Below are 11,551 nucleotides of genomic sequence, written 5' to 3' on the forward strand. Positions count from 1 at the left end.
TAAGAAATGAGATTGGAAGGGTTAAATAAGCCCTTGCTAGATAGTAGGGAATTTGGAGAAATAAAAGAGAATATACGGAACAATAAGTATCCGCAAGCTATTTATGGTTTATCAGACTCAGGTAGAAGTTACGTAATTAACGCTATCTACGAAGAGGAAGATAAGCCTTTAGTTGTAGTTACACATAATGATATGGAAGCTAAAAATCTTTACGAAGATCTTAGTTTTTATACAAACGACGTTTATTATTTCCCAGTAAAAGAAGTTGTTTTTTATAATATAGATGCAATTTCTGGAGACTTAAGGTGGGCTAGATTAAAAGTAATAAAAGAAATTTTAAATAAAGGCAAAAAAATAGTAGTTACCTCTATAGAAGCTTTTGCAGCTATGTATACTCCTATAAAATACTACGAAAACAGCAGGCTTAAATTAAAAATCAACGAAGAAGTTAACTTTAATAACATAAGCAAAGTCTTAGTTGAAAGTGGTTATGAAAGAGTAGAAATGGTAGAGGGCAAGGGAGAGTTTTCGTTAAGAGGTGGTATATTAGATATTTACCCAGCAGATGCAACTTACCCTTATAGAGTAGAGCTTTTTGGTGATGAAATAGATTCTATAAGAACATTTAACGTAGAGTCTCAAAGAAGTATAGAAAAAGTTAAAGAATTAAATATATTTCCTGCAAAAGAAGTTATACTTACAGAAGAAAACATAGATAGCGGAATAGAAAAAATTAAGGGCGAGCTATCAGAAGCTTTAAAAGGACGTAAAGATAAAGAAAGAAATTCAAAGCTTGAAGAAATAATTTTAGCTAACATAGAAAGCTTAAAAACTACAGGGAGTTTTGAAACTATAGATTCGTACTTACCTTTTTTCTACGAAAAATTAGAAACTCTTTTTGATTATTTTAAAGGTTATAACATAATAATCGATGATACAGAAAGATGTTTAGGAAAATTAGATAGCACTTATATAGAATTTAGAGAAAATTATTCTATGTTCCTTCAAAAGGGAAATATATTACCGTCTCAAGGTAATTTACTATTAGATTTAGATAAAGTTATCGAAAATTTTGAAGACTCAAGACTTCTAACTTTAGATGTTTTCAAAAAGACAAGGTCTCATCTAAAACCTTTATCTATAGTAAATATAACTCAAATGACTCTTCATAATTATCAAGGTCAACTTGATATATTAATAGATGAAATAAAAAGAAAAAAAGAAAGTGGATACAAAACACTTTTACTTTCAGGGACAAGAACTAGAGGTGAAAGATTTGTAGAAACCTTAAGAGATAGAGGAATTGAAAGTGCATACAAAGATGACGTTAAAGATATACAATTTGGAGAGGTTGTAATAACTTTTGGTAATCTTTCTAAGGGATTTGAATTTCCAGATAGTAAGGTATGCTTAATATCAGATAAAGAAGTTTTTGGAGAAGCTAAGAAAAAGCTTAAAAGGAGAAACCGTAATAAAAAAGGTGTCTCAAAAATAAACTCCTTTGCAGAACTTAAAATAGGAGATTATGTAGTACACGTTAACCATGGTGTTGGTGTATACAAGGGAATAAAACAAATAGAAGTAGGGGGTAATACCCGTGACTATTTAGATATAGTTTATCAAAAAGGTGATAAACTATATGTTCCTGTTGAACAGCTAGATTTAGTTCAAAAATATATAGGTAGTGAAGGTAAGACTCCAAAAGTTAATAAGCTTGGCGGAACAGAGTGGCAAAAAGCTAAAATAAAAGTAAAAAAATCTATAAACGAGATAGCAGAAGATTTAGTAAAGCTTTATGCTGCAAGGTCAACTATAAAGGGATATAAATTCTCGAAAGATACAGAGTGGCAAAGGCAGTTTGAAGACGAGTTCCCACACGAAGAAACTCCAGACCAATTAACTTCTTTAGAAGAAATAAAAGAAGATATGGAATCTACAAAAGTTATGGATAGGCTTCTTTGTGGAGATGTTGGATACGGTAAGACAGAGGTAGCTGTAAGAGCTGCTTTTAAAGCTGTTATGGATGGAAAACAGGTAGCTTTTTTAGTCCCTACAACTATCTTAGCAGAGCAGCACTTCAAAAACATGGTAAAGAGATTTTCAGATTTCCCAATTAAAATAGATATGATTAGTAGATTTAGAACAGCTAAAGAGCAAAAAGCTACTCTTCAGGCAGCAAAAGAAGGAAATGTTGATATTGTAATAGGTACTCATAAGCTTGTAACAAAAGATATAAACTTTAAAGATTTAGGGCTTCTTATAATAGACGAAGAGCAAAGGTTTGGAGTTAAGCAAAAAGAAAAAATAAAAGAGCTTAAAAAGAATATAGACGTTTTAACTTTAAGTGCAACACCTATTCCAAGAACTCTTCATATGTCACTTACTGGTGCCCGTGATATTTCAGTTATAGAAACTCCGCCAGAAGAAAGATATCCTGTACAAACTTATGTTATAGAGCAAAACGACCAACTTATAAGGGATGCTATTTTAAGAGAGATGAATAGAGGAGGCCAAGTATTCTTTGTTTATAATAGAGTAGAATCTATAGAAAGTGCTGCAAATTACATTAAAGAATTAGTTCCAGAAGCTAGGGTAACTTTTGCACACGGAAGAATGACAGAGAGGCAGCTAGAAAACGAGATGGTAAACTTTATGGATAGAGAATACGATGTCCTAGTTTGCACAACTATAATAGAGACAGGTATAGATATGCCAAACGTTAATACTATTATAATATCAGATTCAGATAAGATGGGATTATCTCAGCTTTATCAATTAAGAGGTAGGGTTGGAAGATCAAACAGAATAGCTTACGCCTACTTACTTTATACTAAAGATAAAGTCCTTACAGAAGTTGCAGAAAAAAGGCTTAAAGCTTTAAAAGATTTCACAGAACTTGGATCAGGGTTTAAGATTGCTATGCGTGACTTAGAGATAAGAGGTGCAGGTAATATGATGGGTTCTTCTCAGCATGGCCACATGGCAACTATAGGTTACGACCTTTATTGTAGAATGCTTGAAGATACTATAAAACTTATAAAAGGTGAAATAACTAAAGAGCCAGTTGAAACTACTGTAGATTTAAAGGTTGATGCTTATATTCCAAGCGATTACATCTTAGATGAAAACTTAAAAATAGAAGTTTATAAAAAGATTGCAGCTATAGAAAACATCACAGACTATATGGAAATAAAAGATGAGTTAGAAGATAGATACTCAGATATTCCAGATACTGTGTATAATTTAATGGATATAGCTTATATTAAGAGTAAAGCAAAATCACTAAATATAGAAGAAATAAAAGAAACGCCTAAAGGAATATTCTTTAAATTTGAAGAGGGAGATAAAGATTACAAAAAAGCTTACAAAATTATTTTAGAAAAATATAAAAATAATTTCCTTCTTAAATTTGGGAAAAATCCAGAAATTCAATTTAAAATAGAAAGTATTAAAAAAGAAGAGATTCTAGCCTTCTTTAAAGAAGTCTTTGATGAGGTTGTAAAAGTAATAAATACTTAATCTTAATTAATTGAATTGTTAAAGAGATATTGATATACTTAAAATAGTCAAAATTTGTGAAAATAAAAAGAGAAGTGAGGGAGAGCACGTGGGAAAAATCAAAAAGATAATAGCTCTAGGATTATTAGCAATAACAGGATTCGCTTTTGTTGGTTGTGATATGATCCAAAAAACTCCAGAAGCTATACAAAATGAAAAATTAGCTGTTGTAGGGGATAAAACGATAACTAGAGGTGACTTAGATAAAGTTATGCAACCTACATTTGATCAACTTAAGCAACAATACGGTGAAGACTACATGAAAAATGATCAAATAAAGGAAAATGTTATAAAACAAGAGAAAAGCCAACTAACAGCTTTAGTAGATAGCGCTGTTATGCTTCAAGAGGCAACTAAATTAAATTTAGTTCCAAACGAAGAAACAATGAAAAAAGAAATGGATGACAGAATGAAATTCTTTGAACAACTTTATGGTTCAAAAGAAAATTTAGAGTCGGAAATTAAAAAAGCTGGTTACAAAGATATGGATGCTTTTAAGGCTTTCGTAAAAGACCAAATAATAGTTGGAAAAGTTATGGAATACATCGTTAAAGATGTTAAAATAACTGATGCAGATGCTCAAAAGTACTACGATGAGCACAAATCAGAGTACGAAATGCAACCTGGTGCTAACGTATATCACATCTTAGTTAAAGATGAAAAAACAGCAAAAGAAATAAAATCTAAATTAGATGGTGGAGCTAAATTCGCTGATTTAGCTAAACAATATGGAACAGATGGAACTAAAGAACAAGGTGGTTCATTAGGATACATCCCATACGATTCAAAAGATTACGATCAAGACTTTATGAATGCTGTTAAAAAGCTTAAAAAAGATGGAGAAATATCAGGACCAGTTAAAACTCAATTCGGTTATCACATAATTATGGTTGATAACATAAACACTAAAAAGACAGTTACTCCATTTAAAGATGTAAAAGACGAAATCAAAAAGACTTTAATGAGTCAAGCGCAACAAGCTAAATATGATGAGTTTATGAAAAAATGGAAAGAAGAATTAAAAGTAAAAGTTTATGAAGATAAAATAGGCAAATAATTTTAGTAAAGCATATGTAAGTTTACATATGCTTTATTTTTTTATAAAACTTTCTAAAAGAGTATACTAAATAATAAAATAAGAAAAATTTAGAGATAAATAAATATAAATAATAGTTATATGTGTATAAAATTCCTTATGAATCAAATAATATTAATGACAAAAAACATTATTTGGTTTTATTAGGAGGTTGAAATAAATGAAAGCTACAGGAATCGTAAGACGTATAGATGATTTAGGAAGAGTTGTTATTCCTAAAGAAATTAGAAGAACTCTTAGAATTAGAGAAGGAGACCCTTTAGAAATATTTACTGATAGAGAAGGTGGAGTAATCTTAAAAAAATACTCTCCAATCGGTGAATTAACTGATTTCTCAAAAGAGTATGCTGAAAGCTTACAACAAGTTATAGGTCATATAATTTTAATTGCAGATAAAGATGCTTTTATCTCAGTAAGTGGAGCACCTAAAAAAGATTATATAGACAGAAAGATAAGTAACGAACTAGAAGAAATAATGGATAACAGAAAAACAGTTCTTTTAGGAGAAAATAACGATTCAATTCCATTACATAGTGATGAAGATAACAGCAGTATGTCATCACAAGTTGTTGCACCTATAATTGCAGAAGGTGATGCAATTGGAGTAGTTGTTATAGTAACTAAAGAATCAGGAGAAAAACTTGGAGACCTTGAGATGAAACTTGCAGAAACAGCTGCAAACTTCTTAGGAAAACAGATGGAACAATAAGTTAAATAAAAAAACAGTAATAATACCTCCAAACTTGAAATAAAAATTATTAGTAATAATAAAAGTTTGGAGGTATTTTATGAAAAAACAATCTTTAGTAAAGGGCAGCATAATACTAGGTGTAGCAGGAATAATTACTAAAGTATTAGGTTTGTTTTTTAGATGGCCTATAATAATGCTTATTGGGGACGAGGGTCTAGGACTGTATCAAATGCCCTTTCCTTTATATATGTTATTTATAGCGATAGGTGCTGGAGTTCCTGTTGCTGTTTCAAAACTAGTTTCAGAAAACAACGCTATGGGTCGGTTTAGAGAAAACTTTGTAATAGTTAAAGAAACTAAGATTGCTATGATGCTTTTAGGTGTTGGATATAGTGCGTTAATGTTTATTTTTGCAAGGCCTATAATTCACGCATTTAACTGGAATGAAGAAGCTTATTACGCAATGGTTGGACTTGCTGTTGGGCCTATTGCAATTTCAGTTATGACAGTTTATAGAGGATTCTTTCAAGGAATGCAAAATATGGTGCCAACTGCTATTTCTCAGCTTCTAGAACAAGTTGGTAGAGTCTTTTTTGGAGTAGGGCTTGCATACATCCTTTTAGATAAAGGTATTGGGTATTCAGCAGGAGGGGCTGCACTTGGTGCAAGTCTTGGAGGTTTTTTAGGCGGAGGATATTTAATGATTAAATATCACTCAGAAAGAAAGAAACATAAAATTAAAAAGGTTGAATCAAAGCCTGAGATTTTAAGTAAAATATTTAAAATAGCATTTCCTGTAACCCTAGGGGCTTGTGCTGGAAGCATTATGGGGATTATAGATTCCGCTGTAATACCACACCAGTTACTAAATGCAGGCTTTAATAGTGAGGAAGCAACAGTGTTATATGCACAATTAACAGGGAAGGCATCTGTAATAATAAATCTTCCTATGACTTTATCTATGGCACTTAGTATATCTTTAATACCTGTAATTTCAGAGAAATTTATTCTAAGAAAATACGATGAGTTAAATAGAAAAGTTGATTTATCGCTAAAAATTTCTACAGTTATCTCTATACCTTGTATGTTTGGGATATTTATAATGGCAGAACCTATAATGAGATTTTTATTTCCAGGTAGGCATGAGGGATTTGAAATATTAAGATACCTTTCATTAACAATTCCATTTATTATATTAACTCAAACTACTACAGCTATTTTGCAAGGTATAGGAAAATATATGCTTCCTGTAATAAATCTATTTATAGGGTGTGGTATAAAACTAGTTTTAACTATCATATTAGTTAAAAATCCTGAGATAAATGTGTTTGGATCAGTTATAGCATCGTTTATAGCCTATTTGTTTGTAACTATAATAAATGTTATCCAAATGAAAATTTATATGAAAGTAAAACTTGAAGTTTACAATAATATAATAAAACCTATAATAGGGTCTCTTATTATGGGAGTTAGCGTTATTTATTCATATAATTTTATATTTGAAAAAACTACTAGCGTAGCTATCTCTTGCTTAATATCAGTATTTTTAGGTATTATAATATATATAATATGGATTTTGTGTGCTAGAGTCTTTGATATGGATGATTTAAAAAGAAGAGTACCAAAAAGAAAATGATATAAAAAGGAGAATACCTAATGATTAAGATTATAGGACTTGGGCCTGGGGCTCCGGAAGCATTAACAGTAGGAGCTTTAAGATTATTAAAAAATAGTAAAAATATATTTTTTAGAACAGAGATTCACCCAACTGTTGATTTCATAAAAGAAGAGGGAATAGAGTTTGAGACTTTTGATAAATATTACAACACTTTAGAAAATTTTGATGATGTATATAAAAGCATCGCTGAAGATTTAATAAAAAAGCACGAGGAACTAGGAGATTTAATCTATGCAGTTCCAGGACACCCTTTAGTTGCTGAGATTTCAGTAACAAATTTAATAAAGCTATGTGAAAAAAATAATATAGAATACGAAATTGTTCCAGCTGTAAGCTTTATAGATGCTATGATGGATAGACTTAAAATTGATCCTATGGAAGGATTAAAAATAATAGACGCCTTTGATATAAATAATCAAATATTAGATAAGAGAATAGGAACTATAATAACTCAAGTTTATAATCAATTTATAGCATCAGAGGTAAAACTTAAATTATTAGAGCGTTATAACGATGAAACTAAAATAATATTTGTAAGAGCAGCTGGAGTAGAAGGCGTTGAGAGCATAAGAGAAATACCTTTATACGAGCTAGATATGCAAGAAGATATAGATTATTTAACATCAGTTTACATCCCAAAAGATATAAACAACAAAAAAGACATATACGATCTAATAACTATAGTTGATATACTAAGAGGGGACTACGGTTGCCCTTGGGATAGAGAGCAAACTCACGAGAGCCTTAGAAGCGCAATAATAGAAGAGGCGTATGAAGTAGCAGAAGCTATAGATAAGGTTGATGATGATGCCTTAATAGAAGAACTTGGGGACGTTTTACTGCACGTTATATTCCACGCAGCTATAGGAAGGGAAGAAGGATACTTTGAACTATCAGATATAATTTCAGGAATTTGCGATAAAATGGTATTTAGACACCCTCACATCTTTAAAGATGAAGATGTTAATTCTTCAAAAGAAGTAGAAGAAAACTGGGAAGAATTAAAAAGAGAAGAAAAAGGTTTTGAAACCTTAACAGAAGAATTAGAAGCGGTTTGCAGAGCACTTCCTTCATTACTTAGGGCAGATAAAGTTCAAAAGAAAGCAAATTCAGTTGGATTTGACTTTGAAAATGTAGAAGATGCATCAAATAAAGTAATAGAAGAACTTAGAGAAGTTTTAGAGGTATATAAATCTGAAAATAAGGATAGAATAACAGAAGAAGTTGGAGATTTACTATTTGCTTGCGTAAACGTAGCTAGATTTTTAAAAGTAGACGAAGAAAAAGCACTTAATAAAACTACTGACAAATTCATTAAAAGATTTAAACACATAGAAGAAACTGCACTAAAGAAAAACCTAAAATTAACAGAAATGACTTTAAAAGAAATGGACGAATTATGGGAAGAAGCTAAAAAACAATAAAAAATTCTTACGATAAAAGGATTTTAAGATTTTTTGGAGAATAATATAACTTGAAAAAAACTATGCAAGGATTATTCTATTAAAGTTTACTAAATAAAAAAGTAAAGTTTACAAAACTTTTCAACATTTTAATTAAACGGTATAGACTATGTAGAAAAGTAATAATATAATAGAATAATGTAAGTGTAGTACATATTTAAGAACAGTTAGGTACTATAAATATATAACTGGTTATTTAAGGAGGATGTAATTATGAATAAAGCAGAATTAATTACTAGCATAGCAGAAAAATCTAATTTAACTAAAAAAGACGCTGAATTAGCATTAAAAGCATTAATAGAGAGCGTTGAAGAAGCTTTAGAAAACGGTGAAAAAGTTCAATTAGTAGGATTTGGAACTTTCGAAACTAGAGAAAGAGCTGCAAGACAAGGAAGAAACCCAAGAACTAAAGAAGTTATCGAAATACCAGCTTCAACAGTACCAGTATTCAAAGCTGGAAAAGAGTTCAAAGAAAAAGTTAACAAGTAGTATTGTTATGAATGAACCCGAGGTGACTCGGGTTCTTTTTATAATAATAAATTAATAGTAGAGAAATTAAAATGGTGGCGTAAGCCATTTTTTTTAACATAAATTAAAATATAATAGTTAAAAATATTTTTTAAAGAGGTAAGATGTATGAGATTAGATAAATATTTAAAAGTTTCTAGACTTATAAAAAGAAGAACAGTTGCAAAAGAAGCGTGTGAAGGTTCTAGAGTTTCTATAAATGGTAAAATCGCAAAATCTTCAACAGGAGTTAAAGAAGGCGACATAATAGAAATACAATTTGCAAACAGAGTTTTAAAAGCAGAAGTAATAAATATAGCAGAACATGTAAAAAAAGAAGATGCAAAAGAGATGTATAAAATAATTTCTGAATAAATTTATTCTAAAATAAATAATATTACTTATTTAGAATAGTAATAAGTATAGATTCATATATTTTTTAATAGAAGTATTCTATGTAAGGGAGAAATATATGGATAATAAAAAAGAAATATCTAACAAAATAAAAAAGAGTGGACTGACATTAGAAGAAAGAAAGATAATGACGCTTACAGGTGTCTTAGAAGTAGTTAGCTTTTATGATGAAAAAATTATTTTAAGCACTATACTTGGAAGACTTGTAATTAAAGGGCAAGGGCTTAAGATGGATAAACTAGATATTGAAAATAGCGACGTAATAATAAGAGGATATATAAATAGTTTTGTTTATAATGGTAAAGTTAAGAAAAAAGAAAAAAGAAGTTTCTTAAAGAAATTTCTAAAAAAAGGTGAATAATGCCGTTAGAGATAGACCTTCAGCTTCATATAGTCTTATATAGTCTTTTAGCTGGACTTATAGTTGGAGGATTATTTGACCTATATAGGATAATAAGAGGTAAATTTGGCCCTAAAATAGTTCTTATAATTCAAGATATATTGTTTTGGGTTTTATGTTCTATAGTAATATTTGTTTTCTTACTTTACACAAATTATGGGTTCTTTATGCCATATGTATATCTTTTTATAACTATTTCTTTAGGTTTATATCTAAAAGTGTTTAGTCCTTTTATTTTAAAATTGGAATTGTTCTTAATTGCATGGTTTAAAATAACATTAAGGGTTAGTTTTAAACATATTTTCTATCCTGTTAGATTAGTTTTTGGAAAATTCAAAAACAAAGTATAATTTAATAAAAAATTACTTGAATTAAGTAATATTAATGTTTAAAATAGATTTATAGAATTTGAAAAAATGAGGTACTATGGATGAAAAAAGGTTTAAAGTGGAAAAATATAATAATCTTAGTACTCGTAGGCTATATAGTTATTTCATTTGTTAGGCAAGAAATGGCAATTAGAAGAATTGAGGATGAGATAAGTCAAAAGCAAACGGAATTAGAAAAACTTAAAGATGAGAATGTAAGACTTGAAGAACAAGTTAAAAATGCTAATTCTGATGATTATATAGAAAAACTAGCTAGAGAAAGACTTGGAATGCTTAAACCAGGCGAAATTATAGTTAGTGATAAAAAAGGTGACTCAAATTCTAATAAGTAGTTTGTTATTTGTAATAACATAGATATTTTTATTTAATTTAAGGAGGAGTCTTTTAAACATGACCTTAGCGGCAGGAAACATATTAGAAGGTACAGTGGTAAATATCACAAATTTTGGAGCGTTCGTAGAAGTTGGAGGCGAAACTGGTTTAGTTCATATATCAGAGGTAGCAGATTCTTTTGTTAAAGACATAAGACAACATCTAAAAGAGCAAGATAAGGTGAAAGTAAAAGTTATTTCAATAGATGATAACGGAAAAATCAGCTTATCAATAAAACAAGCAAGTGTAAAACCTAAAAAATCTTTAAAACCAGTTGAATTTGACTGGGGAACTGAAAAAGATAAAAAGAAGAAGGCTGGAAACTTTGAAGATCAAATGTCAAAGTTCTTAAAAGACAGTGATGAAAGAATGCAAGATGTAAAAAAACATCAAGAATTCAGAGGTAAAAATAGTAAAAAAAATTATTAATTTAGTATATAAGTACAAATTTAATATATAAATCTATTTAACAAAAGGCTACTGAGGCGTTGGAATCAGTGGCTTTTTGTTACTTTAAAAAGAAATTTGTACTAAGAATGAAAAAAACTTTGAAAAACTTGTTGACAGTATACATATCATAATATATAATAAATCTTGTCGTCAGGGAATGACGGCGAAACAAGAGAAGGCAGTGCCTGCCGAAGTGGCGGAACTGGCAGACGCACAGGACTTAAAATCCTGCGGTGGTTAAACACCGTACCGGTTCGATTCCGGTCTTCGGCACCAAGTTTTCTTTAAAACATAATATCGCGGGGTGGAGCAGTTGGTAGCTCGTCGGGCTCATAACCCGAAGGTCGTAGGTTCAAGTCCTGCCCCCGCAACCAAATCTGGCGGAATAGCTCAGCTGGCTAGAGCATTCGGTTCATACCCGAAGTGTCGTAGGTTCAAGTCCTATTTCCGCTACCATGCCTGCCGAAGTGGCGGAACTGGCAGACGCACAGGACTTAAAATCCTGCGGTGGTTAAACACCGTACCGGTTCGAT

At 30.4% G+C, this 11,551-nt stretch carries 11 protein-coding genes and 3 tRNA genes; all 14 read left to right on the forward strand.

Features of this window, described 5'->3' with window-relative positions; genetic code table 11:
* Positions 1–6: 6 nt before the first annotated feature.
* The 14 genes from mfd (at position 7) to M4I33_RS09175 (ending at position 11,474) form a co-directional block, all read left to right on the forward strand.
* The gene (gene mfd, locus M4I33_RS09110) at positions 7–3,519 is read left to right on the forward strand and encodes a transcription-repair coupling factor (RefSeq protein ID WP_257916497.1); all 3,513 of its coding nucleotides are present in this window, start codon (positions 7–9) and stop codon (positions 3,517–3,519) included.
* A gap of 88 nt (positions 3,520–3,607) precedes the next feature.
* Complete coding sequence (locus tag M4I33_RS09115; RefSeq protein ID WP_257916498.1) at positions 3,608–4,615, forward strand: peptidylprolyl isomerase; 1,008 nt, start codon at positions 3,608–3,610, stop codon at positions 4,613–4,615.
* 199 nt (positions 4,616–4,814) lie between these two features.
* Positions 4,815–5,363 (forward strand): stage V sporulation protein T, encoded by a 549-nt coding sequence (gene spoVT, locus M4I33_RS09120; protein WP_257916499.1) that lies wholly within the window; start codon positions 4,815–4,817, stop codon positions 5,361–5,363.
* 79 nt (positions 5,364–5,442) lie between these two features.
* Positions 5,443–6,981, forward strand: a complete 1,539-nt coding sequence (locus M4I33_RS09125) for a polysaccharide biosynthesis protein (RefSeq protein ID WP_257916500.1) — start codon at positions 5,443–5,445, stop codon at positions 6,979–6,981.
* Between the two features lie 20 nt (positions 6,982–7,001).
* Complete coding sequence (gene mazG, locus M4I33_RS09130; RefSeq protein WP_257916501.1) at positions 7,002–8,447, forward strand: nucleoside triphosphate pyrophosphohydrolase; 1,446 nt, start codon at positions 7,002–7,004, stop codon at positions 8,445–8,447.
* Positions 8,448–8,699: 252 nt separating this feature from the next.
* Positions 8,700–8,975, forward strand: a complete 276-nt coding sequence (locus tag M4I33_RS09135; RefSeq protein WP_194191902.1) for an HU family DNA-binding protein — start codon at positions 8,700–8,702, stop codon at positions 8,973–8,975.
* Between the two features lie 147 nt (positions 8,976–9,122).
* Positions 9,123–9,368, forward strand: coding sequence for an RNA-binding S4 domain-containing protein (locus tag M4I33_RS09140; RefSeq protein WP_257916503.1), 246 nt, complete (start codon positions 9,123–9,125; stop codon positions 9,366–9,368).
* A gap of 97 nt (positions 9,369–9,465) precedes the next feature.
* Positions 9,466–9,768, forward strand: coding sequence for a sporulation protein YabP (yabP, locus tag M4I33_RS09145; protein WP_257916504.1), 303 nt, complete (start codon positions 9,466–9,468; stop codon positions 9,766–9,768).
* Positions 9,768–10,157, forward strand: coding sequence for a spore cortex biosynthesis protein YabQ (gene yabQ, locus M4I33_RS09150; RefSeq protein WP_257916505.1), 390 nt, complete (start codon positions 9,768–9,770; stop codon positions 10,155–10,157). Before yabP ends, yabQ begins: the two co-directional genes overlap by 1 nt.
* 80 nt (positions 10,158–10,237) lie before the next feature.
* Positions 10,238–10,528, forward strand: coding sequence for a septum formation initiator family protein (locus tag M4I33_RS09155; RefSeq protein WP_194191898.1), 291 nt, complete (start codon positions 10,238–10,240; stop codon positions 10,526–10,528).
* A 58-nt stretch (positions 10,529–10,586) separates the two neighbouring features.
* On the forward strand, positions 10,587–10,997 hold the full coding sequence (locus tag M4I33_RS09160) for a S1 domain-containing RNA-binding protein (protein WP_257916506.1): 411 nt from the start codon (positions 10,587–10,589) through the stop codon (positions 10,995–10,997).
* Positions 10,998–11,205: 208 nt separating this feature from the next.
* Positions 11,206–11,294: transfer RNA gene (locus tag M4I33_RS09165), tRNA-Leu, on the forward strand.
* A 22-nt stretch (positions 11,295–11,316) separates the two neighbouring features.
* A tRNA-Met gene (locus M4I33_RS09170) sits at positions 11,317–11,392 on the forward strand.
* A 5-nt stretch (positions 11,393–11,397) separates the two neighbouring features.
* Positions 11,398–11,474 (forward strand) — tRNA-Met (locus M4I33_RS09175).
* Positions 11,475–11,551: the final 77 nt, after the last annotated feature.

It is taken from the genome of Clostridium sp. LY3-2 (assembly GCF_024705715.1).
In the GTDB taxonomy this organism is placed as follows: Bacteria; Bacillota; Clostridia; order Clostridiales; family Clostridiaceae; genus Clostridium.

Bases quoted from the DNA above. Each gene is read 5' to 3' on its own strand.
- mfd (WP_257916497.1), top strand. From the start codon at position 7: ATGAGATTGGAAGGGTTAAATAAGCCCTTGCTAGATAGTAGGGAATTT.
- mazG (WP_257916501.1), top strand. From the start codon at position 7,002: ATGATTAAGATTATAGGACTTGGGCCTGGGGCTCCGGAAGCATTAACA.
- M4I33_RS09160 (WP_257916506.1), top strand. From the start codon at position 10,587: ATGACCTTAGCGGCAGGAAACATATTAGAAGGTACAGTGGTAAATATC.
- yabP (WP_257916504.1), top strand. From the start codon at position 9,466: ATGGATAATAAAAAAGAAATATCTAACAAAATAAAAAAGAGTGGACTG.
- M4I33_RS09140 (WP_257916503.1), top strand. From the start codon at position 9,123: ATGAGATTAGATAAATATTTAAAAGTTTCTAGACTTATAAAAAGAAGA.
- M4I33_RS09125 (WP_257916500.1), top strand. From the start codon at position 5,443: ATGAAAAAACAATCTTTAGTAAAGGGCAGCATAATACTAGGTGTAGCA.
- yabQ (WP_257916505.1), top strand. From the start codon at position 9,768: ATGCCGTTAGAGATAGACCTTCAGCTTCATATAGTCTTATATAGTCTT.
- M4I33_RS09135 (WP_194191902.1), top strand. From the start codon at position 8,700: ATGAATAAAGCAGAATTAATTACTAGCATAGCAGAAAAATCTAATTTA.
- spoVT (WP_257916499.1), top strand. From the start codon at position 4,815: ATGAAAGCTACAGGAATCGTAAGACGTATAGATGATTTAGGAAGAGTT.
- M4I33_RS09155 (WP_194191898.1), top strand. From the start codon at position 10,238: ATGAAAAAAGGTTTAAAGTGGAAAAATATAATAATCTTAGTACTCGTA.